This is a genomic window from Cryobacterium roopkundense, from assembly GCF_014200405.1.
Taxonomy (GTDB): Bacteria; Actinomycetota; Actinomycetes; order Actinomycetales; family Microbacteriaceae; genus Cryobacterium; species Cryobacterium roopkundense.
The window spans coordinates 651770-673360 of record NZ_JACHBQ010000001.1; the positions used below are offsets into that span (position 1 = coordinate 651770).

At 65.3% G+C, this 21591-nt stretch carries 19 protein-coding genes; 11 read left to right on the top strand and 8 right to left on the bottom strand.

Translation table 11 applies throughout. The features are described 5' to 3' along the window. The first annotated feature begins 109 nt into the window (after nucleotides 1-109). The 8 genes from BJ997_RS03060 (at nucleotide 110) to BJ997_RS03095 (ending at nucleotide 11004) form a co-directional block, all read left to right on the top strand. Nucleotides 110-676 carry a hypothetical protein gene (locus BJ997_RS03060; RefSeq protein WP_052542346.1) on the top strand — a complete coding sequence of 189 codons (567 nt, stop codon included), beginning with the start codon at nucleotides 110-112 and terminating at the stop codon, nucleotides 674-676. 9 nt (nucleotides 677-685) lie between these two features. Next, on the top strand, nucleotides 686-1621 hold the full coding sequence (locus BJ997_RS03065; RefSeq protein ID WP_035837152.1) for a 4-(cytidine 5'-diphospho)-2-C-methyl-D-erythritol kinase: 936 nt from the start codon (nucleotides 686-688) through the stop codon (nucleotides 1619-1621). 58 nt (nucleotides 1622-1679) lie between these two features. Further along, a complete protein-coding gene (locus BJ997_RS03070) occupies nucleotides 1680-3473 on the top strand; it encodes an ABC-F family ATP-binding cassette domain-containing protein (RefSeq protein ID WP_035837151.1) in 1794 nt (597 codons plus the stop codon). Between the two features lie 213 nt (nucleotides 3474-3686). After that, nucleotides 3687-4577, top strand: a complete 891-nt coding sequence (locus BJ997_RS03075) for a MetQ/NlpA family ABC transporter substrate-binding protein (RefSeq protein WP_236629018.1) — start codon at nucleotides 3687-3689, stop codon at nucleotides 4575-4577. A gap of 54 nt (nucleotides 4578-4631) precedes the next feature. Beyond that, nucleotides 4632-5660, top strand: a complete 1029-nt coding sequence (locus BJ997_RS03080; protein WP_035837150.1) for a methionine ABC transporter ATP-binding protein — start codon at nucleotides 4632-4634, stop codon at nucleotides 5658-5660. Between the two features lie 2 nt (nucleotides 5661-5662). Then, on the top strand, nucleotides 5663-6322 hold the full coding sequence (locus BJ997_RS03085) for a methionine ABC transporter permease (protein ID WP_035837149.1): 660 nt from the start codon (nucleotides 5663-5665) through the stop codon (nucleotides 6320-6322). 80 nt (nucleotides 6323-6402) lie between these two features. After that, nucleotides 6403-8697: a putative bifunctional diguanylate cyclase/phosphodiesterase gene (locus tag BJ997_RS21880; protein ID WP_152602225.1), complete on the top strand. Its 2295-nt coding sequence runs from the start codon at nucleotides 6403-6405 to the stop codon at nucleotides 8695-8697. A gap of 15 nt (nucleotides 8698-8712) precedes the next feature. Beyond that, nucleotides 8713-11004: a putative bifunctional diguanylate cyclase/phosphodiesterase gene (locus BJ997_RS03095; protein ID WP_052542344.1), complete on the top strand. Its 2292-nt coding sequence runs from the start codon at nucleotides 8713-8715 to the stop codon at nucleotides 11002-11004. Nucleotides 11005-11410: 406 nt separating this feature from the next. Here the strand turns inward: BJ997_RS03095 and BJ997_RS03100 are convergent, their stop codons facing one another. After that, complete coding sequence (locus BJ997_RS03100; protein WP_221243922.1) at nucleotides 11411-11611, bottom strand: hypothetical protein; 201 nt, start codon at nucleotides 11609-11611, stop codon at nucleotides 11411-11413. Between the two features lie 125 nt (nucleotides 11612-11736). Here BJ997_RS03100 and BJ997_RS03105 point away from each other — a divergent pair, with 125 nt between their 5' ends. After that, nucleotides 11737-11997 (top strand): hypothetical protein, encoded by a 261-nt coding sequence (locus BJ997_RS03105; protein ID WP_152602223.1) that lies wholly within the window; start codon nucleotides 11737-11739, stop codon nucleotides 11995-11997. A gap of 155 nt (nucleotides 11998-12152) precedes the next feature. Here the strand turns inward: BJ997_RS03105 and BJ997_RS03110 are convergent, their stop codons facing one another. After that, nucleotides 12153-12851 (bottom strand): hypothetical protein, encoded by a 699-nt coding sequence (locus BJ997_RS03110; RefSeq protein ID WP_183323241.1) that lies wholly within the window; start codon nucleotides 12849-12851, stop codon nucleotides 12153-12155. Between the two features lie 106 nt (nucleotides 12852-12957). On the opposite strand from BJ997_RS03110, the gene arr reads away from it, so the two are divergent. After that, on the top strand, nucleotides 12958-13386 hold the full coding sequence (gene arr, locus BJ997_RS03115) for an NAD(+)--rifampin ADP-ribosyltransferase (RefSeq protein ID WP_035838358.1): 429 nt from the start codon (nucleotides 12958-12960) through the stop codon (nucleotides 13384-13386). A 27-nt stretch (nucleotides 13387-13413) separates the two neighbouring features. On the opposite strand, the gene BJ997_RS03120 is transcribed toward arr, so the two are convergent. Next, a complete protein-coding gene (locus BJ997_RS03120; RefSeq protein ID WP_035838356.1) occupies nucleotides 13414-14205 on the bottom strand; it encodes a hypothetical protein in 792 nt (263 codons plus the stop codon). Nucleotides 14206-14295: 90 nt separating this feature from the next. Between BJ997_RS03120 and BJ997_RS03125 the strand changes: the two genes are divergently transcribed. After that, complete coding sequence (locus BJ997_RS03125) at nucleotides 14296-15573, top strand: MFS transporter (RefSeq protein ID WP_035838354.1); 1278 nt, start codon at nucleotides 14296-14298, stop codon at nucleotides 15571-15573. A 70-nt stretch (nucleotides 15574-15643) separates the two neighbouring features. Here BJ997_RS03125 and BJ997_RS03130 read toward each other — a convergent pair whose 3' ends face one another. The 5 genes from BJ997_RS03130 to BJ997_RS03150 all read right to left on the bottom strand — a co-directional run bounded on the left by BJ997_RS03130 (nucleotide 15644) and on the right by BJ997_RS03150 (nucleotide 21508). Next, on the bottom strand, nucleotides 15644-16300 hold the full coding sequence (locus tag BJ997_RS03130; RefSeq protein ID WP_035838352.1) for a response regulator transcription factor: 657 nt from the start codon (nucleotides 16298-16300) through the stop codon (nucleotides 15644-15646). Nucleotides 16301-16345: 45 nt separating this feature from the next. After that, complete coding sequence (locus BJ997_RS03135) at nucleotides 16346-17611, bottom strand: hypothetical protein (protein WP_052542520.1); 1266 nt, start codon at nucleotides 17609-17611, stop codon at nucleotides 16346-16348. Next, on the bottom strand, nucleotides 17608-18777 hold the full coding sequence (locus BJ997_RS03140) for a sensor histidine kinase (RefSeq protein ID WP_035838350.1): 1170 nt from the start codon (nucleotides 18775-18777) through the stop codon (nucleotides 17608-17610). The genes BJ997_RS03135 and BJ997_RS03140 overlap by 4 nt, the downstream gene beginning before the upstream one ends. Nucleotides 18778-18867: 90 nt before the next feature. Next, on the bottom strand, nucleotides 18868-20070 hold the full coding sequence (metX, locus tag BJ997_RS03145) for a homoserine O-acetyltransferase MetX (RefSeq protein ID WP_035838347.1): 1203 nt from the start codon (nucleotides 20068-20070) through the stop codon (nucleotides 18868-18870). Between the two features lie 106 nt (nucleotides 20071-20176). Then, nucleotides 20177-21508, bottom strand: a complete 1332-nt coding sequence (locus BJ997_RS03150; RefSeq protein WP_035838368.1) for a bifunctional o-acetylhomoserine/o-acetylserine sulfhydrylase — start codon at nucleotides 21506-21508, stop codon at nucleotides 20177-20179. Nucleotides 21509-21591: the final 83 nt, after the last annotated feature.

Here is a 21591-nt window from a genome sequence, read left to right on the forward strand (position 1 = left end):
GAAAATCGGCAGCGGATGCCGCGGTCGCCGCGTGTTCGCGGGGTCGACATCCGTTGTGGGACTCAAACTCCTGAATTCGCCACCCGAGGATGTCGGTTAGCGTGGACCCATGTCTGATTCTCCTGTTTCCAGCCGCACCGACGGCATGAGCGATGCGGCGCTCGGCGCCGCCACCGGCAGGGGCTGGGCGCAATGGTTCGACCTGCTCGACGCCGCCGGAGGCGCGGGGTGGACGCATCAGAAGATCGCCAAGTGGCTGGCGGAAACCCACGCGGTTCCGGCCTGGTGGTGCCAGAGCGTGGCCGTGGGCTTCGAACAGGCGCGCGGCATGCGAGTGCCCGGTCAGCGCGCGGACGGCTCGTTCGAGGTGGGCGCGTCCAAGACCATTCCCTTGACGCAGCGGCTCGCACTCGATGCGGTAGTCCGGGTCGTGACCGCGGGGCTCGGCGTGCCGCCTGTGTCAGAAGGCCGTGAGGCGAAGTTCATCACGGCCCGATGGACCCTTCCCGGCCGCCAGTCCGTGCTCGCCCGGGCGAACCCCACGTCGGCAGGCGGTACGAGCGTGACACTGACCCATGAACGTCTGCCCGATGCCGTGGCGGTCGCCCCGGCGAAGGACACCCTGAAAGCCTGGCTCGTGACGGCTGCGTCGGATGGTGTGCGCGGGCTGGGCTAGGTTAAAAGCATGACGACGACGGCCGGCACCCAGGTTGTGCACGCACGAGCGCCGGGCAAGATCAACGTCTTTCTCAAGGTCGGCGCCGTGATGGAAGACGGCTACCACGACCTCGCCACGGCCTTCCAGGCCGTGTCGCTGAGCGAAGAAGTGCGCGCCTACCCCGCAACGGACTTTTCGGTTGAATTCACCGGTTCCATCGACACCTCCGGCCTCGCGACCGGCGGCAGCAACCTCGCCATCAAGGCGGCCCGTGCCCTCGCTCGGCAGGCGGGCTATCGCGGGGGAGTGCACCTCGAGATCGAGAAGAACGTTCCGATCGCCGGCGGAATGGGCGGCGGCTCTGCGGATGCCGCGGCCACGCTCCTTGCGTGCGACGCCCTCTGGGGCACGAACGCCACAAAGGAGGAACTGCTCGCCATCGGCGCGCAACTCGGTGCAGACGTACCGTTCGCCTTCACGGGCGGCACGGCCATCGGCACCGGCCGCGGCGACCAGCTGAGCCCCGCCCTCGCGAAGGGCAAGTTTCAGTGGGTGCTCGCCCTCGCGGAATTCGGCATGTCGACCCCCGCGGTATACCAGGAACTCGACCGCCACCGTGATCGTCACGCCCAGGACATCTTTCCCGCCGAGGTGCAGCCCACAGTCGATGCGAAGGTGCTGCTCGCGCTGCGCGCGGGCGACCCGCACATGCTCGCCGACGTGTTGCACAACGATCTGCAGGCTCCGGCGCTGCACCTGGCCCCCGGCCTCGGTTCGGTCATCCAGCTCGGTGAGGAGAACGGCGCCCTGGCCGGCATCATTTCGGGCTCAGGGCCCACGGTTGCATTCCTCGTAGCTGATGCCGACAGCGCGCTCGAGCTGCAGGTCGCGCTCTCCGCGTCTCGCCTCCGGGTCGTGCGGGCAACAGGTCCCGTGCACGGCGCTCGCCTCATCAACGACTGACCCCACCTCCGGAGACCCCCGCCCAGCTGACTCTCGGCGTGCCGTAAACTTGGAGGCTATGGCACATCTTCTCGGGGCTGAGTCCCTGCACCTCGAATATCCCACCCGCGTCATCTTCGACAGCGTTACCGCCGGCCTCAACGAAGGGGACCGCATCGGCGTCGTCGGTCGTAACGGCGACGGCAAGTCGACCCTCATGCGCCTGCTCGCTGGCCGTATCGAGCCCGACGAAGGTCGCGTCACGCGCCGCCGGGGCGTTACCATCGGCATGCTCGACCAGTCCGACGACCTCGCCTCCGGCATGACCGTAGGGCACACAATCGTCGGCGGCATCGATGAGCACGTTTGGGCGGGCGACGCCAAGGTTCGGGACGTGATCGCCGGACTCGTGCGTGACATCCCCTGGGACGCCCTCGTCGACGACCTCTCGGGTGGCCAGCGCCGCCGAGTCGCCCTCGCCGCGGTGCTCATCGGCGACCACGACGTGATCTTCCTGGACGAGCCCACCAACCACCTCGACGTGGAAGGCATCTCCTGGCTCGCCGGGCATCTGAAGACCCGCTGGGCAGCTCAATCCGGGGGACTCGTGGTGGTCACACACGACAGGTGGTTCCTCGACGAGGTCTGCAACATGACCTGGGAGGTGCACGACCGCCTGATCGAGCCCTTCGAGGGTGGGTACGCCGCATACATCCTGCAGCGCGTCGAGCGCGATCGCATGAGCTCGGTCGTGGAGGCAAAGCGCCAGAACCTGATGAAGAAGGAGCTGGCGTGGCTGCGTCGCGGCGCCCCGGCTCGTACCGCGAAGCCCAAGTTCCGCATCGACGCCGCGAACGTGCTCATCGAGAACGAGCCGCCGCCCCGCGACACGGTCTCGATGCAGTCGATGGCCATGCAGCGCCTCGGCAAGGACGTTGTCGACCTCATCGACATCACGGTGAAATTCGAAGACAAGACGGTGCTGAATAACATCACCTGGCGCATCGCGCCGGGCGAGCGCACGGGAATCATGGGTGTCAATGGAGCAGGTAAGTCCACGCTGCTCAATCTGGTTGCCGGATCCCTCCAGCCCACGAGCGGCACGGTCAAGCGCGGCAAGACCATCAAGGTCGCTGTGCTCACCCAGCAGCTGTTCGAACTCGACGACATCCAGAACGACAAGGTCAGCGAGGTCATCGGGCGCCAGAAGACCAGCTACATGGCTGCCGGCAAGGAGATCACGCCTGGCCAGATGCTCGAGCGCATGGGGTTCATGAGCGCCCAGCTCTCCACGAGGGTCAAGGAGCTCTCCGGTGGCCAGAAGCGCCGCCTGCAATTGCTGTTGATCGTTCTCGACGAGCCGAACGTGCTCATCCTCGACGAGCCCACCAACGACCTGGACACCGACATGCTCGCTGCCATGGAAGACCTCCTCGACTCCTTCCCCGGTACGCTCCTGGTGGTTTCGCACGACCGGTACCTGATCGAGCGCGTCACCGACAACCAGTACGCGGTCATGGACGGTGGCTTCCGTCACCTCCCCGGCGGTGTGGACCAGTACCTCGAGGTGCGTCGCAAGGCGGTTGCGGGTCCGGCTTCCGGCTCCCCAGCGGATGCCAATGGCACGATCAAGAAGAAGTCATCGCTCGGTGGTGCCGAACTGCGCAACGCGCAGAAGGAACTCGCATCGATCGACCGCAAGGTCGTGAAACTGCAGGAGCGCATCGTGCTCAAGCACGAGAAGATCGCCGCGCACGACCAGACCGATTTTGCCGGTCTGGGCGCCCTGGGCGTGAAGCTCAGCGAACTCGAGGGGTCCATCGCCACGCTGGAAACCCGTTGGGTCGAACTTTCCGAGTTGCTGGAGAGCTAATCTCGCAGGTCCTGTTACCGCGTGTGACGCACGCGGCCACAGGGCGCAGATTCTCCGGTTACGCTTGACAGGTGCCTCGCAGAGCTGCGGCACAGACCCCCACCCCCAACACGAGGGGTTGCTCTGTGCCCAAAAATAGCTGTGTCCACGAATCGTTGTGCCCATAACGCCAACGACGCTCGCGGGGAATACCCACCGCGAAAGAGACCTCCCGTGATTAAGCCCCGTTCCTTCAAGAAGTCTGTCCTGGCAGCCCTCGCGGTTGTGCCGCTCGCCGCCTTGCTGGCCGGATGCACCGGCGCCGCCGGAGCCGACGATGTCGTGAAGATCGGTGTCGTCGACGCGAGCGAGCCCTACTGGGAGGTCTACACGGAGGCGGCAGCCGAAGCCGGAATCACCGTAGAGCTCGTTAACTTCGCCACCTACGAGCAGCCGAACCCCGCGCTGACCGCCGGAGAGGTCGACCTCAACCAGTTCCAGACCATCGTCTACCTCGCAAACTACAACGTGGCCAGCAGTCAAGACCTCACCACCATCGGCGCCACCGCAATCTACCCGCTCGGCCTCTACTCCTCCCAGTACGACAGCGTGGACGAGATCCAGCAGGGCGACACCGTCGCCATTCCCAACGACCAGAGCAACATGGCCCGCGCCCTCGTCGTGCTGCAATCGGCTGGTTTGATCGAACTCACCGACGGCGGATCCATCTCATCCTCCCTCGACGACATCGACACCGACGCATCGAAGGTGACGGTGACGGCGCTTGAGGCATCACTGACAACGACGTCGCTGCCCGACGTCGCCGCCGCGATCGTCAACAACGAATTCGTCGGCAAGGCCGGACTGAGCTTCGCGGATGCCCTCGCCCAGGACGACCCGGCCGATGCCAAGTCCGTGCCGTACGCCAACGTCTTCGCGGTTCGCGCCGAGGACAAAGACAACGAGACCTACAAGAAGCTCGTCGAGATCTATCAGACCACCACGGCAGTTCAGGACGGCGTCCTGGAGGCCTCTGGCGACACTGCAGTTTTGCTGACCACGCCGGTTTCCGCGCTTGAGGCCTCCCGCGCCGAGGTCGAGGCCGACACGAAGTCCCAGCAGTAGCACGAATCGGCAGCACGAAAGTCTGTGACGAACAACGGTTTTGAGGAACAACGGATGGCGCTAGTCAGCCTGAGAAATGTCAGCAAGGTATACCCTCCCACGAGCAAGGGCGCACCCATCGTCACAGCGATCGACGGCGTCAGCCTCGACGTGGAAGCGGGAGACATCTACGGCATTATTGGATACTCGGGAGCCGGAAAGAGCACTCTTGTGCGACTGGTCAACGCCCTAGAACGCTCCACGAGCGGCGAGATCTTTGTGAACGGGCAGAACATTGCCGCCATGAAGGAGCGTGAACTGCGCCGGGTGCGTCTGGGGATCGGCATGATCTTTCAGCAGTTCAACCTGCTCGGCTCTCGGACCGTCGCGCGCAACGTGGCGTATCCCCTCGAGGTGGCCGGCCGCCCGAAGGCCGACCGCGCCGCCCGGGTTGCCGAGCTGCTCGAGTTCGTGGGGCTCTCCGACAAGGCGGGTTCCTACCCCGACCAGCTCTCCGGTGGCCAGAAGCAGCGGGTGGGAATCGCGCGTGCCCTCGCGACCCAGCCGAGCATCCTGCTCGCTGACGAGTCGACAAGCGCCCTCGACCCCGAGACCACGCACGAGGTGCTCGCCCTGCTCAAACGTGTCAATCAGGAATTCGGTGTCACGATCATCGTGATCACGCACGAAATGGACGTCATCCAGACCATAGCGACGAAGGTTGCGGTGATGGACAAAGGGCAGGTGATCGAGCGTGGGCCTGTGTTCGACGTGTTCTCGAATCCGCAGCATCCCGCGTCCGCTCGCTTCGTCTCCACCGTCGTGAAGGGAACTCCGTCCGAAGCGGAGCTGACCGTGCTGCGGCAACGACACGGCGGACGCATCGCGACGCTCGCTTTCCGGGACAGTGCAGTGAACCAGAGCGCAGTTTTCGGCGAACTCGCCCGCGCTGGGGTGGCGTTCGAGGTGATCTACGGCGGTATCAACGAGATTCAGGGTCGCCCATTCGGGCACCTCACCCTGGCGCTTGACGGCCCGGATGCGGCCATCGACACCGTGCTCGCCCACATTCGAACTCTCACCACCGTGACGGAGGTGCGCTGACCATGGACTCACTCATCAACCTGCTGCCCGAACTCTGGCAGGCTTCTTACGAAACGCTCTACATCGTCGCCCTCACCCTGTTCTTCGGCGGCCTGGGTGGGCTCATCATCGGCCTCGGGCTGTATCTCACGCGCGCGGGCAGCATCCTCGCCAACAAGGCCGTCTTCCTTGTGCTCAACCTGCTGGTGAATTTCATCCGGCCGATCCCGTTCATCATCTTCCTGGCCGCAGCGCAGCCGCTTGCTCGTGCCGTCACCGGCAGCGGCATCGGCAATAACGCGATCATTTTCACGATCGCCCTGGCAGCATCCTTTGCCATGGCCCGCATCGTGGAACAGAACCTCCTCACGGTGACGCCCGGCGTGATTGATGCTGCGCGGAGCGTGGGCGCAGGTCCGATTCGCATTATCTTCACGGTGCTGCTTCCCGAAGCCCTAGGGCCGCTCATCCTCGGCTTCACGTTCATTTTTGTCGCCCTCGTGGACATGTCGGCGGTCGCCGGTTTCGTCGGAGGAGGGGGCCTCGGAAACTTCGCGCTGCTCTACGGCTACCGGCAGTTCAACCCGGTGGTCACCTGGGCGGCGGTGCTGCTCATCATCGTGCTGGTTCAGCTGGTGCAGTTCCTCGGCAACTGGCTGGCTCGCAAAGCCTTCCGGCGGTAGGTTTCTTGGCTCCGCTCTGCCCATGTCGACCCGCCCTCGATTAGCATTGTGCACAGCAGGTGAATCAAGGGAGATACAGCGTGAGGGTGAGGACGCGTCCGGAGCGGGTCGCGACGCTGTCGGTTCCGCCGAAGCCATCTCGCTCGTGGCTCAATTGGGTTCTCGGCGGTGTTCTCGCCGGCTTTCTCGTGGGGCTGGTGCTCCGTGGCGACGGCGATTTCAATCCCCTGGTGGACGGCTGGCTGGGCCTGTCGGCCATGTGGGCCCCGGTGGTCGTGTGCTGGTGGGCGGTGTATCGCACCCGGTTCCGCGCGGTCGAAGTGCCTCTCGTCGCGGCGGCGGTGACCTGCTTCGCGGCCGGGAACTCCTATTTCGTGCTCGCGGCGCGGGGCGGGCAGGTCCTTCCTGTGCCGTCACTGGCCGACATCGGATTTCTCGGCTTCTATCCACTTATGCTTGCGGCCCTGGCCGTGCCCGCGATTCGGCAGCTTCGGCACCTGGGTTGGCCAGTCCTGCTCGATGGCGCGGTGGGTTCCCTCGGGGCCGGTGCGGTGCTCGCCGTTCTTCTGAGGCCGGTACTGACGGCGGCGGTCAGCGGGGAGTTGTCCCTCGCGACCGTTGTGGCCACCGCATACCCCATGTTCGACCTGCTCCTCGTGGCGGGATTTGTCGGGATCGGGGCCGCTCAGGGCCGAAATGTGGGGCGCCGATGGTCGGTGCTTGTGCTGGGGCTGGTGGCTTTTGCGGCCACGGACGTGTTCTATGCGCTGCTCCAACTCAATGGCCAGTACGTGGTGGGAACGCCCGTCGACGCAGGGTGGGCTGTGGGACTCGCCCTCGTGGCTTTCTGGCTCGATGGCACGTCGAGGTCCGCAACCGGTCGCGTGCTCTCCGTATGGTCGATTCCCACCCAGACCGTGCCGACGATCGCCACTGCCGCGGCTCTCGGGGTGCTGATCCTCGGCAGTCAGGTAGCGGTGTCCACCCTGGCAGTGACTTTGGCGGCCGCCACTCTCACCCTCGCAGCGGCTCCGCTGGTCTTTCGTCATCGGATACGCCTGGCCGACATGCACCTGCAGGCCAGGACAGACGAACTGACGGGGCTGCCGAACCGACGGGCGCTGTACTCGGAGATTCCGAAACGCTTGGCCGTCGACCCGCGACGCCGGAGCGCCCTGTTCTTGCTCGACCTCGACAAGTTCAAGGAGGTGAACGACAGCCTGGGGCACGATATTGGCGACCTCCTGCTCATCCAGGTGTCACAGCGCCTTGGCGGAAAGCTCGCGTCCTCCGACTTCTTGGCGCGTCTGGGCGGCGACGAATTCGCCATTCTCCTCTACGGCAGTTCAGCGGAACGGGCCGTCACGGTGGCTGAAACCCTTCGTTCGGCCCTGTCCGAACCGTTTGTGCTCGACGGCGTCACGGTGCAGGTCGGCGCGAGTATCGGTATCTCCCTCTATCCAGACCAGGGCGACGCGCTGGGGGCGCTCCTTCGGAAGGCTGACATGGCCATGTACAGGGCGAAGGCACTGCGCAGCGGGCACCACGTCTACCGCGACACCGACAACACTGACGGCGACGAGCGGATGCGGACGCTTGCGGAACTCAGAGAAGGTTTGGAGAACGATCAGTTCGTTGTGCATTATCAGCCGAAGATCGACCTGGACACGAATGATGTGAGGGGCGTGGAAGCTCTTGTTCGGTGGAATCATCCGCTGCGGGGCCTCGTCTACCCGGATGATTTCATTCCGCTCGTCGAGCAGGCCGGGCTGATGAAGACCCTCACCGGAATCGTGCTTGAGAAGGCGTTGGACCAGACGAAGGTCTGGCATGCTCAGGGCCGACCGTTGACCGTGGCCGTCAATATTTCGGCCAGCTCCCTCATCGACCTCGAACTACCCGATCGAATCCTCGGCCTGCTGACCGACCGGGGGCTGTCGCCGTCCGTGCTCATGCTGGAAATCACCGAGGATTTCCTGATGGCTGACAGGGACCGTGCCCGGGCCATCTTGGTGCGCTTGCGGGCCATGGGGACTCGAATCGCGGTTGATGATTTCGGATCCGGCTATAGCTCGCTGTCCTATCTTCGAGACCTCCCCATCGACGAGCTCAAGCTGGACAAGTCCTTCATCATGTCCATGTCCGGTAACGCGCGGGCGACGGCGCTCGTGGCATCCACGATTGATCTGGCGCACAGCCTGGGCCTCCGAATGGTGGCCGAGGGAGTTGAAAGCGGCGGCGATTACGCGTATCTAGCCAGCCGGGGCTGTGACGTGGCTCAGGGACTGTACGTCTCCGGCCCGGTCGCGGCCGAAGAACTGGACAGGTGGTTGGCGTCACGGTCGTCTCTGCTCCTCCCCGCCGGACACGATTGACCTGGCGGGAGCGCCATGAGCGTGGCCGAGGGCCCAAGCGTTATGCCGCAGGCACCGGACCGGGTACGCGCCGGAATGATCATCGTCATGGGTGTCGTCGTCCTGACCTACTTGGTCGGCCTCATGCTCAACGGGGATCAGTTCCATCCCCTTATTGACGGATTTCTGGGTATTCTGGTCGTGTGGAGTCCCGTGGTCGTGTGTTGGCTGGCCGTTGCGCGAGCCATAGTCCGGCGCGCGAATGTGCTTCTGGCTGCCGCCGCGGTGACGTCTTTCGCCGCCGGGGACACGTTTTACGTGGCGGTTACCGGGGCGGGCGTGACACTGCCGTTTCCGTCCCTCGCCGACATCGGCTACCTCGCGTTCTATCCGCTCATGCTCGCAGCCCTTGCCGTGCCGGTCATCCGGGAGTGGAAGCACGTCGCCTGGCCCGTGATTCTCGATGGCGCCGTCGGGTCCCTCGGGTCTGCCGCCATTCTGGCCGTGGTGCTCAACCCGATTCTGGGTCAGACGGTCAACGGTCAGCTCTCGGTGCCTACGGTCGTGGCGGTGGCGTATCCGATGTTCGACCTTCTGCTCGTGGCGGCCTTCGTGGGGATCGGTGCTTCGCAGGGCCGATCCGTCGGTCGTTGGTGGAGTCTGCTCGTGCTGGGACTGGTCGCCTTCGCGGCGACTGATATCACATACGCCCTGCAGCAACTAAGCGAGGGATACGACGTGGGTGGACCGGTCGACGCCGGCTGGGCAGTGGGGCTCGCCCTGATTGCCCTCTGGATCGAAGGGGTGGCGCGGCCCGGTTCCGAGCGCTCGTTCTCAGTCTGGTCGATTCCATCGCAGACCGTGCCGACCATCGCGACTGCGGCAGCCGTGGCTGTTCTGGTGCTGGGTAGTCAGATGTGGGTATCACCGCTTGCGGTGGCCCTTGCCGCTGTGACGCTCACCCTCGCCGCGGTTCCCCTCGTGTTTCGCCAGCGGATTCGGCTCGCGGCCATGCAGCTTCAGGCCAGGACCGACGAACTGACCGGTCTGCCGAATCGACGGGCACTTCACACGGATGTGCCGGTGCGGCTTGCCGGTGGCGGGCGGCGGCGCAGCGCGTTGCTCGTTCTCGATCTGGACAAATTCAAGGTGGTCTACGACAGCCTTGGGCATGACTGCGGGGACCAACTGCTCATTCTGGTGGCCGAGCGACTGCAGTCGCGCGTGCGTCCGGCTGACCTGTTGGCACGGCTGGGCGGTGACGAATTCGCGGTGCACCTCGTTGACGGGGGTCGGGACGAGGCAACCCTCGTGGCGGGCAAGCTCGCCCGCGTGCTCGCCGACCCGTTTGTCTTGGCCGACGTCACCGTGCAGATTGGCGTCAGCATCGGTATTTCGCTGTATCCGGAGCATGGCAGCAGTTTGAACGTGCTGATGCGCAAGGCTGACATGGCCATGTATCGGGCCAAGGAATCGCGCACCGGCTGCCACATCTACCGGGACACGGATGACGCAGCAAGCGACGAGCGCATTCGCGCACTTCAGGAGGTACGTGAGGCAGTGACGGGCAACGAATTGGCGCTGCATTTCCAGCCCACGATCAGCGTCGAGACGGGCGAGGTGGCGGGTGTGCAGGCACTGCTCCGGTGGAACCATCCAGTTCGGGGACACGTCTACCCCGACGAGCTCCTGCCGCTGGTCGAGGAGGCGAAACTCACGTCGGCGGTGACGCGGATCGTGCTGGGGCACGCGCTCGATCAGGCCACGGTGTGGCTGTCCCAGGGAAGGGACTGGACAGTGTCCGTCTCGGTTCCGGCGATTTCCCTGCGCGAGCCGGACTTTCCCGAGTGCCTTCGCGCGTTGGTCAGTGAGCGGGGACTTGCTCCGCACGTTCTCATCCTGGACGTGTCGGAGGACTTCTTGATGACCGACAGGGCCTGGGCGAAGGAGGTGCTTCTGCGATTGCAGGGTGTCGGTGTGCGCATCGCCCTTGACGACTTCGGCTCCGGCTACAGCTCGCTGTCCTACCTGCGGGACCTTCCCATCGACGACCTCAAACTCGGAAGTTCCTTCATCTCGCCCATGGATGAGAATCCCCGTGCCGTCGCCCTCGTCGCGTCGGCTATAGGTCTGGCCCATAGTCTGGGCCTCCGGCTGATCGCGGAGGGCGTGGAGAGCAGCACGACATACGCGTATCTCGCTCGTCACGGCTGCGACGTGGTGCAGGGCCCCTTCGTGGCAGGCCCCCTCTCGGCCGCACAAATCGACGTCTGGCTCGCCAGCCGCGCTCCCGGTGCCACCCTCCCCGCCAAGACCCCCGCAGAATAGCCCCCGCCGCGCCCCAGCCTCACGGCCTCCTCTCGCTGCGCGAGCCCCCTCTCGCTGCGCGAGCCTCCTTCCGCTGCGCGAGCCTCCTCTCGCTGCGCGAGCCTCCTCTCGCTGCGCGAGCCTCCTTCCGCTGCGCGAGCCTCCTCTCGCTGCGCGAGCCTCCTTCCGCTGCGCGAGCCTCCTCTCGCTGCGCGAGCCTCCTTCCGCTGCGCGAGCCCCCTCCCGCTGGTCGAGCAGCGCCGTCTTCGGCGCGTGTCGAGACCTCGCGGGCCGCTCTCCGGGCGCTCGCGTTTCACTGCTGCTGCGGTGTCGTTATACCTGGAGCCGGAGTGGCGACCCCAACTTCAGTGGTGATTTGCTGACTAGGTGGATGGGGGTTTGGGCGGGATCGTGGCGGGCGGTGGGATCAACCAGAAGTCTTGCCAGAGGCGGATGATCTTCCACCTGCTTGGATCGAGCCTGTCGAGATTTCGTTGTGCAGTCGCAGGTGGTGGGGGCTGCAGAGCAGGATGCCGTCCTCGAGGTTGGTGAGTCCGCCCTCTGCCTTCCACTGGTGCAGGCGGTGTGCTTCGGAGAAGCTGGGTGGTTTCAGGCAGTCCTTCCACATGCACCCGCCGTCCCGAAGCGCCAACGCCACGCGTTGCGCAGTCGTGTGTCTCGACAGGCTCGACAACCGGCCGTTGCTCGCGGCCGACGTCGAGCACCGATCCATCGCGAGCGAACAACACCGGCGTGAAGCCCGTGTTGCACACCGTCCTGTCGATCGTGGCCGTGGTCACCGCGTCCGATGTTCCTTCGATGAACCCGTCTGCACGGAGCACGAGCCCCGTGGGCGGCGTTGCGGGGGCCTGCGCGGGTGCCTCCATCACGACGAGCTTCACCGAGGGGCGGATCCGGCCGAAGATCGTGCCCGGGTCCGCTCCCGCGGCGACCTTGCTCACCTCGATCAAAGACTCTGCGGCGATCTGGTCGGTTGAGCGGGGGCGTCGATGATGAGCTGCGCTCGTTCCTTCTCTCCCTTCTCCACGAACCGGGGGCCGCCGGTGCGCGGACCGATGACCTGCTGCAGGAAATCTTTGAAGTAGGCCCCGTTCTCCGGGTCCAGTTCAAAGCTGCCGTGGAGCCTGCCGTCGGGCTTGTCACTGTACCTATCCAGTGCTGGCCCGCAGGTATTGCCGGGCCCGCATGGCGTCGGCGCGGGAGGCGATCCCGGCGGCGTCGATCGAGTCCCGGCAGTGCCGGGCCGCTTTCGCGGCCTGGTCCGCGTTGAGGATGCGGCACTGGGCGATCAGGGCGACGACCGCGTCAGCGAGCATCTCCTCGGTTACACCAATCGCGACCTCGCCCAAGCCCCGGCGAATGGCCGTGGCGGCTTCGGCGCTGAGCGTGCCGTCGGTGACGGCGTCGCCCAGTGGAGCGAACCACGGCCGGTGCACCTCCACCGGCGGGGCCTCCGGGTGCTCGAGAGCCAGCACATCGGCTTGCTCTTGCCTGTCCCTGGCGGCTTCGGCTTCGGTGGCCATGGTGCCGGCCTCGATCAGGCGGCGGGTATCCGCCTTCGTACCACCACCTCCTCCGCCGCCGAGGGCCTGTACGTAGTCTTCGGGGCAGTTGTAGCCCTTCTTTCGTGACAGTCCTTCTCTGCCGAGTGTCCAGTCGGATCGGTTGGTCATGTTCGCCGCCGATAACGCGTAGGCCGCGGTGACCTCACGCAGGTGGCGGGCGATGGCCCGGTGGGTGCTCTCCGACCCGTCGTCGGACAGCTCCGCGAACGCTCTCGCGGACGTATCTGACCGGGCTAACGCCCCGGCCAGATCAACGAAAACAGCTTCAATAGGGGTTGTCATGAGAGAAGTGTGACAGGCACCACCGACACTCGACCCGGCCGCAGTTCGCCCCTCCTTTTCTCGTCGCATAACCAGCCGAGGCGCACTTTCTGCGAGAGTGGTGAGCATGGCGAATGAACCCCAACCTTTCGAAGTCCACGGTTCCGGAGCGCTTTTCCATGGGACTAAAGCCGATCTTGCAGTGGGTGACTTGCTACTGCCGGGGCGCGGCTCGAACTTTGAGGACGGCCGAGCGTCGAATTACGTTTACGTCACGGCGACCGTGGATGCCGCAACGTGGGGCGCCGAACTGGCCGTGGGAGCGGGCCGTGCACGGATCTACATCGTCGAACCGACAGGCCCCCTCGAAGACGACCCCAACGTGACCGACAAGAAGTTCCCCGGCAATCCCACCCGGTCCTTTCGAACTCGCGAGCCGGTCGAGATCGTCAGCGAACTCCGTGATTGGACGGCACACTCGCCCGATCAGGTGCAGTCGATGCGAGACGGCCTCGCCGACCTGAAACGCCGGGGCCTCGCGGTCTTAGACGACTAGTCGCGTTGGAGCCGACCGGTGGTCGACTCAGCGGCCGCTGGTGGCCACGACGGGGATGGAGCCGCACGACGACGTCTGGGCCGCAAGCACCGCAGGGTCGCTCGCCGACAGCCCCGACGCCGTGGAGCGGATGCCGTTGGCGGCCGTTTGGCCATCAACGGCCACGTTGATCTGTGTGGACGTCACGTCGAAGGTGCCGTCGGCGCGCTCCACGGCCTTGAACCCGTTGAGTTCGACACCCGAAGCTCCCGGGACACAGCCGACGCCGGTGCCGTTGCCCCGCAGATCCTGCATGTCGAACCTGTATGGCGAGCCCGTCACGTCGAGAGGGGTCACGAACTCGCACGCGACGATCGTGTGGAGGGATGCGCCGCGGCTGTCGTCTAGTACGGTCACGATGACACCGTTGGACAGTTGCGCGGACCAGCCGCTGTGCTGTCCAGGCCCCGCGAGTCCATCGGCCACCGAAAAGGTGGCACCCGATGCCGTCGTGATGCCATATCGGAAGGGGGAAGTTTCCGCGTACCACTGGCTGTCCGCCCGACCGTCTCCGTCGACGTCGGGAATCTTGGCAGCGTAGGTGTCATCGGGGCGGTCCGTGTCATTCGAGGGACAGCCCGGCAAGTCGGCGTCGATGGGCGGGGTTCCCGTTGGTTCCGCTGCCGGGGCGCTCGCGCTGGCCGTCGCACTCGCACTCGCGCTGGCTGTGGCCGGAGGAGCGGCCGGGGCAGGCCCCTCCGGCCCCGCGGAGCATCCGCTGAGGGTCGCCACAAGTAACGAGGCAAACAGGGCCGTGACCGGCAAGAACGAGGTGCGCACACATCAACCATACGCAGGCGCGCGCCTTGCCTCGTCGGAGGGACAGCCCCCAATGTGGGGAGCCCCGCACGGGACGGCTAGCATTGTGGCATGCCCCTCACCACTGACGGGTCGACGCCGCTGTCGTCGACCCGTATTCGTCTTGCCCTCCTTGCCCTTGCCCTGGGCGGTTTCGGCATCGGTTCCACCGAGTTCGTGGCTATGGGCCTGCTGCCCAATCTCGCCCAGGATCTGCTGCCCGGCGTTTACGCCGCATCGCCCGACGCGGCGAATGCGCAGGCGGGTTGGCTTATCTCCGCCTACGCGCTCGGTGTCGTCGTCGGGGCACCGACCATCGCCGCAGCTGCAGCCCGGTGGCCGCGCAAGCAGCTGCTGCTGGCCTTGCTGACCGCTTTCACCCTCGGAACGATCGCCTCTGCCCTTCTGCCGAGCTTTGAAAGCGTGCTCGTGGCCCGGTTCCTGGCGGCGCTGCCCCATGGCGCGTACTTCGGAATCGCCTCGCTCGTCGCGGCCAACCTGATGGGGCCGGGCAAACGCGCGCGAGGAATCGCCCTCGTGCTGTCGGGGCTCACGATCGCCAACGTGATCGGCGTGCCCATCATCACCTGGATCGGTCAGACGAGCGGATGGCGAGTGGCCTACCTCGTGGTGGCGGGCATCTTCGCTCTCACGTTCGCCGCCGTAGCGATCTTCGTGCCCTTCCAATCCGGTAACCCGAAGGCGACCATGCGTGCGGAGCTGCGGGCCTTCCGCCGCCTGCAGGTGTGGATCACCCTAGGCATCGGCGCGATCGGATTCGGCGGGCTCTTCGCCGTTTACACCTACGTCGCCCCGCTCGTGATCGAAATCACCGGGTTGCCGGCTGCCGCAGTGCCCCTCGTGCTCGTGGTCGTGGGGCTCGGCATGACCGTGGGCAATTTTGCCGGCGGAGCGCTGGCCGACTGGAGCGTTCGGCGCACCATGTACATCTCATTCGCCGTGTTGATCGGCGCTTTGGTGACCCTCGGGCTGTCGGCACAGTCGCTCGCGGGACTTCTGGTGGGTGTGTTTCTCATCGGCGCTGCGGCATCCGCTCTCTCGCCCACCATTCAGGCCAGGCTGATGGACGTGGCCCACGAGAGTCAGTCCTTGGCGGCAGCGCTCAACCACTCCTCGCTCAACGTGGGCAACGCCCTCGGTGCAGCCCTCGGCGGCGTGGCAATTGCCGGTGGTCTCGGCTATCTCGCCCCGGTATGGATCGGGGTCGGGCTCAGCATCATCGGCGTGCTGCTCACGTTGGTGACCTTTTCCATCGACCGCAGGTGGCGCCGCCGCGGCGTCGACGTACCCTATGGCACCCAGCTGATCGGCGTGGTGCGCGACAAGTAGGCCTTTGGGCAAAAAAAGACCGGCTCATGTGCATGAGCCGGTCTTGTCACAGTGCGTCGAAGCGCACGTATCAGTCCGTCTGGAGCAGGATTCCGTCACGGATGGCGCGCTTGCGCAGAGCTACCTTGGTGCCCACGTCGTAGCCCGCGAGGCGATACTTCTCGCGAATGCGCTTCAGGTAGGACTTGGCGGTCTCTTCGGAAATACCAAGCTGGTAGGCCACGGCCTTCACTGGCTCGCCGGCACCGTAGAGCGCCATCACTCGGCGCTCCTGCGCGCTCAGGCGGGGTCCCTCGGTGGTCTGGCTGGAGTTGAGCGCGTAGTCGAGTTCCGCAGAGATATAGGACTTGCCTACCGCCGCTGCACGAATGGCCTCCACGATCATGCTCGCTTCCTCGCTCTTGACGAGGTAACCGAGGGCGCCCGCAGCAAGGGCCTCGCGCACGAGTGCCGGTTCGGAATAGGTGCTCATGAGCACCGTCTTCACACCGGTGGTCTTGAGCGTGGCGATCTTGAGGGACACCGGGATGTTGTCCTTGAGGTCGAGGTCGAGCAGCACGACGTCGACGGGGAACTCGGGATGCGTGAGCAGCTCGGGCCAAGTGGTCACCGCCGCCACCATCTCGATGTCATCCGCGGCGCTTCTGATCCACTCGGTGAGAGCGCCCAAGAGCATGCGGTGGTCGTCGACTAGGGCCAAACGAATGGGACTGTGTGTTGTCGTCACTATTGCCTCCTACTGACTTGCACTGTATCGTCAAAAACCGTAATTCTAAGCATCGGCGGGATTGTCCACACTGCACTCGATGTCTACTTGCAGGGTACCGTCTCTGTTGGAGTCGCTGTGTGGTCCCACTGTGCGAATTGCCTGCCACGTTTCTGGATCCACTCGGCGCCGTGGAAGGCCCGACGTTTGGAGCTCCAGGGGAAACCGCATCTGGCGACTCGCAGGGCCGCTGCCGGTCGGCAGGATGGGGCCGAAGCGTAGTGACACTGACGCCGGCCCCCGCGCATCGCCCACGAGCAACCAGATCGTGAGGAGAAGACCCTCACGCTGTAGGGGAGAGAGCAGCCCCGCGAGTCCGGACGGATCGACCAGGGTCACGGACGGCCCGAGAAATTCCGATTCCGAAATAGCGTGGTGCAACCACGTTTCCGTGCGCCCCTCGATCAGGTGCAGACGAAGCGCTGTTGCGAGCGCGGCGGCCGTCATGGCGGTCGTCGGGGCCAGCGGCAGGGCGGTGCGGCCCTGCGCTACATCATTGAGCAGAGTTTCGGCGTCGAGGTCGAGGCGGGCGAGTTGTTCGGACGCCAGCATGCCCACGGCAAAGCGTGGTTGGGAAATGGTGCTCTGGACGAGCACCAGGTCGAGCTCTCGTTGAACCATTCTGCGAAAGCCTCGGGCAACTCCTGTGCCGACAAGGGGTGGGATGGTCGCCACGGCAATGGTGAGAATTTCGGGGCCGAAGGTAAGCGTGTTCTGTCGCTCTTCCAGGAGCGCGCACACCAGAAGCAGGAGCCCGAGCCCTGTGACGGCCGCCAGAATGTTCTGGGTGCTGCGCAGGGTGATCATCGACATCAGGAGCGCGCCGACTGCGGCGGCCGCTGTCGGGTAGATGCCCTGCCCGGTGAGCCCCCAGCAGGCAGCGAGATCGAGCGCGACGACCACAGCGCCCACTCCGAGGGCGGCGAGGAACAGCCACAGGGGCATGCGGGTAGCGAGGCGCTGCACGATCAGGTTGATCACCAGCGCGCCGGAGATCAGAAGGATCCACGCCAGCACGCTCACAGCGGGGAAGGGCTGCCCATTCCATTCCACGACGAAATGTCCCAGCAGGAAGGCGGCGATGAATGCACCGCTCAGCGTGAGCCCTATCCCGAGGTGCTGGCCGCCTAGCCCGTTCGCGTCGGTGCTCGATGTTTCCTCAGGCCGCCCTATGGATCGGCGGCTCCAACGCGCTGCCGATGAGAACTCCTCCTCACGCGCGGGGTTCTTGCGCGTCGTGGCCGCATCATCGACGAGCCCGCGCAACGTCACTTGGGCACCTCTAGCACGACCGTGGTGCCAGCGCCGGGGGAGGAGAAGAGGCGCGCATTGCCGCCGACTGCTCGAAGCCGCGCAATAACCGATTCCGCGACCCCGAGACGCCCGGCGTCCACGGCGGCGAGGTCGAAGCCGACGCCAGCGTCCGTCACCATGGCGCGCACGGTTGTGGCGTCATCTGTGATGGTCACGTCAGCGTGCAGGACCCCGGAGTGGCGCCGCACATTTTCGAGACACTCCCCGAGTGCCAGCAGGAAGGAATCGAGCACATCGGTGGGGAGCCGTACCTGTCCGCTCCCATGCCACTCGACTTCCAGTCCCATGCGGCCGAAGCGCTGCCGAACTGACTCGAGGGTCGTCCCGAGGGTGGAATCCCGCACGGGCTCCAGCGTGTACACCCCGGAGCGTCGGGGGCTCGGCAGGCCGCCCAGCCTCAGTTGTCGAAGAAGGCGGGCGTCGTCTCCGGACTGCTGCCTCAGGGCGCTGGGACTCACCCCGACGCCGGAGTGCGCGAGAAGCGTCAACGTGGCCAGCACGGTGTCGTGCAGAAGGCGGGCATCGGTACGCCGTTGGGCTTCCAGTTCGCTGGCATGGCGTTCCGCTCGGTGAGCACGGCCGATGGCCGCGATGCGGTTCATGACCCGCGGAATGCTCTGCGAGATCCACCAGCCCGCCATGATGCACGATAGCCAACCGGAGAAGGCGAGTGCGAGGGGGAGAGGTGTCGCGGTCGCGGTCGACGACACCAGGGCAACCGATCCCAGCGTCATGGCGAAGATGGTCAAGAGAAGCGCAAGCCGTCTGCGACTGACCACGAGCACGACGGCAACGCAACTCATCGGCACGGCGGCCACCAGGCCGATGGTGGCTTCTTCCACGAGGTTGAGTGGAAGTGCGGGATGGCTGTCGAGTCCCACGAAATAGATGATGCCCAGTCCGCAGGCGACTACGAGCAGTACCCAGCGGATCGCCCCCGTGCGTCCGAGAAGATACTGGCCGCCTGCCATAAGGCAGACTAGCGCCAGTGAGCCCTGCCGCGCGGTCGACCCCACGCCGCCAGGCACGATCAGGCATAGCAGCACAGCGATTGAACCGGCCAGGCCGTACGCTTGAGCGCTCCTACGGAGCAGACGATCGCGCTCCTTCAGAATGCGTTGCATAGGTGCCTGTCAGGGTCGGGTGCTATCAGGTGCAAACGAATGAACTTCTCACTGCACCATATAGTGCGAAACGGCCTTTCCGGGACCCCCTCAGGGAAGTAATCGGCGCAATTGTGCGCTGACTGCAGTATTTTCGATCAGGAACCCGTCATGGCCGTATTCGGAGTGCAAAACGACCGGTTTTGGGCCGTCAATGTTGTGTGGGAGGTGTTCCGCGATGACATTCTGTCCTTGTAGCGGAAAGAGACGGTCGCTGTCAATCCCCACAATGAGAGAACGTGCGGTGACTGTCGACAGCGCTTCGGCTATGCCCCCGCGGCCGCGGCCGACATCATGGGAATTCATCGCTTCGACAAGGGTGATGTAGCTGTTCGCATCGAACCGGCGGGTGAATTTATTGCCGTGAAAGTCTAGGTACGACTCCACAGCGAACCGGCCGCCGGCCCCGAGGGGGCTGATCGGGCTCTGCCAGTCCCGGTCGAAGCGTGTGTTGAGTTCTGCCGGACTGCGGTAGTTGAGTAGCGCCATCCGGCGGGCGAGAGCGAGTCCGCGGGTGGGCCCATCGCCGTCGTCAGCGTCGTAGTACTCACCGGCATGAAAGGCGGGGTCGGTTCGCACGGCTTCGATCTGGACCGAGTTGAGAGCAATCTGATCGGCTGTCGTCACGGGCGGCGCAGCGAGAATGGCCAGTCTCTCCACCCGCTCGGGGGCACGGATGGCCCACTCCAAGGCGTGCATGCCCCCCATCGAACCGCCGACGACGGCGGCCCACACGTCGATGCCGATACGGTCGGCGAAGGCGATCTGGGCGGCGACCTGGTCACGGATGGTCACATAGGGAAAGCGGATGCCCCATTCGGCGCCGTCTGGGGCCAGCGATGCCGGGCCTGTGCTGCCCTGGCAGCCGCCGAGCATATTCGGCGCGACAACAAAGTAGCGGTCGGTGTCCAGGGCGAGTCCCGGTCCCACGATTCCGCTCCACCAGCCGGCCGTCTTGTGACCGGACCCCACGGGCCCGCGCAGATGGCTGTCGCCCGTGAGGGCATGGAGCACGAGGATGGCGTTGTCGCCGGTGGCAGACAGCCGTCCCCAGGTTTCATACGCGATGCGCACGAAGGGAAGGCTTTCCCCCGATTCGACGTGAAGTGCGCCGATGTTTTCAAAGCGACGGTTGCCCACAGGGTCGCCGTCGCGCCACGCGCCGCTCGCCGGAGGTTTGCCGAGGAGCGACCGCGCCTGGGCTTCAGTGATGAAGCTGGAGGGGACCGTGTCTGAGGGAGATTGCCATTCCATACGCTCCTATTCTGTCGGTCCTGGCGACGGCTCGGCGCACTGTTACGCTCCACACGTCATGCGACCCTGTCCGGGCCGCCGGCGAGGGCGGCCCGGTGATACGTGATCAGGCGTTGGCGCGCGACTCCGCCACGACGGCCCGCGCTGCCGCGAGTCCTGTCTCCAGGTCTGCCTTCAGGTCGGCGACGTTTTCGATTCCGACCGACAGGCGCACAAGCCCGGGGGTGACGCCCGCGGTGAGCTGTTGCTCGGGGGTGAGCTGGGCGTGGGTGGTCGATGCCGGGTGGATCACCAGGGAGCGCACATCACCGATGTTCGCGAGGTGGCTGAAGAGCTCGAGGTTGTCAACGAGCGCCCGTCCGGCATCGACGCCGCCCTTGAGCTCGAAGGAGAGCACGGCCCCGACGCCCTGGGGGGCGTACTTGTTTGCCGTCGCATACCAGGGACTCGACGGCAGGCCCGCGTAGTTGACAGAGGCGATGTCGGCGTGGCCGTCGAGCCACTCGGCGATGTCCTGCGCGTTCTGCACGTGACGTTCGATGCGCAGACTGAGGGTCTCGATGCCCTGGATAAGCTGCCAGGCGCTCGCCGGTGCGATAGACGAGCCGAGGTCGCGCAGCAGCTGCACGCGGGCCTTGATGATGTACGCGATGCCATCGCCGAGCACTGTCGTGTAGCTCGCCCCGTGGTACGAGGGATCGGGTTCGGTGAGCCCGGGAAATTTCTCAACGTTCTTCGACCACTCGAATTTTCCGCCGTCAACGATCACGCCGCCGATGATCGTTCCGTGGCCGCCGAGAAACTTGGTGGCGGAGTGCACAATGATGTCTGCACCGTGTTCGAAGGGGCGAATCAGGTACGGCGTGGCAATCGTGTTGTCGACGATGAGGGGCACGCCGGCCGCGTGCGCGACATCCGAGACGAGTGTGATGTCGAGCACGTTGATCTTGGGGTTGCCGATCGTCTCGGCGAAGAACAGCTTGGTGTTCGGCCGCACGGCACGGCGCCACTCTTCGGCGTCGTCCTGGTCTTCCACGAAGGTGGTCTCGATGCCCAGCTTGGCGAGCGTGTACTTGAAGAGGTTGTACGTGCCGCCGTAGATCGAGCTCGACGAGACGATGTGGTCTCCGGCCTGCGCAATGTTGAGTACCGAGAAGGTCGACGCTGACTGGCCTGACGCGACGAGTAGCGCGCCGGTGCCGCCCTCGAGTGCCGCGACGCGTTCTTCGACAACGGCCTGGGTCGGGTTTTGGATGCGGGTGTAGATGTTCCCGAACTCGGCCAGGGCGAAGAGGTTCTGCGCGTGCTCTGCGCTATTGAACACGTAGGAGGTGGTCTGGTAGATCGGTGTGGCCCTGGCGTTGGTCACGGGGTCCGGACGCGCCCCCGAGTGAACCTGCTTGGTCTCAAATTTCCAGTCGGCCGCGTTGTCGCTCATGAAATCTGTCTCCCTGGTGTTCTCGCCGAGCCCGGACATTCCAACGCTCTGCAGCGAGCATAGGTAAGCACCCGGAACCGCCG

Bases quoted from the DNA above. Each gene is read 5' to 3' on its own strand.
- BJ997_RS03100 (WP_221243922.1), bottom strand. From the start codon at position 11,611: ATGTGGAAGGACTGCCTGAAACCACCCAGCTTCTCCGAAGCACACCGC.
- BJ997_RS03125 (WP_035838354.1), top strand. From the start codon at position 14,296: ATGCCCCTCACCACTGACGGGTCGACGCCGCTGTCGTCGACCCGTATT.
- arr (WP_035838358.1), top strand. From the start codon at position 12,958: ATGGCGAATGAACCCCAACCTTTCGAAGTCCACGGTTCCGGAGCGCTT.
- BJ997_RS03070 (WP_035837151.1), top strand. From the start codon at position 1,680: ATGGCACATCTTCTCGGGGCTGAGTCCCTGCACCTCGAATATCCCACC.
- BJ997_RS03150 (WP_035838368.1), bottom strand. From the start codon at position 21,508: ATGAGCGACAACGCGGCCGACTGGAAATTTGAGACCAAGCAGGTTCAC.
- BJ997_RS03140 (WP_035838350.1), bottom strand. From the start codon at position 18,777: ATGCAACGCATTCTGAAGGAGCGCGATCGTCTGCTCCGTAGGAGCGCT.
- metX (WP_035838347.1), bottom strand. From the start codon at position 20,070: ATGGAATGGCAATCTCCCTCAGACACGGTCCCCTCCAGCTTCATCACT.
- BJ997_RS03095 (WP_052542344.1), top strand. From the start codon at position 8,713: ATGAGCGTGGCCGAGGGCCCAAGCGTTATGCCGCAGGCACCGGACCGG.
- BJ997_RS03060 (WP_052542346.1), top strand. From the start codon at position 110: ATGTCTGATTCTCCTGTTTCCAGCCGCACCGACGGCATGAGCGATGCG.
- BJ997_RS03065 (WP_035837152.1), top strand. From the start codon at position 686: ATGACGACGACGGCCGGCACCCAGGTTGTGCACGCACGAGCGCCGGGC.
- BJ997_RS03085 (WP_035837149.1), top strand. From the start codon at position 5,663: ATGGACTCACTCATCAACCTGCTGCCCGAACTCTGGCAGGCTTCTTAC.
- BJ997_RS03080 (WP_035837150.1), top strand. From the start codon at position 4,632: ATGGCGCTAGTCAGCCTGAGAAATGTCAGCAAGGTATACCCTCCCACG.
- BJ997_RS03110 (WP_183323241.1), bottom strand. From the start codon at position 12,851: ATGACAACCCCTATTGAAGCTGTTTTCGTTGATCTGGCCGGGGCGTTA.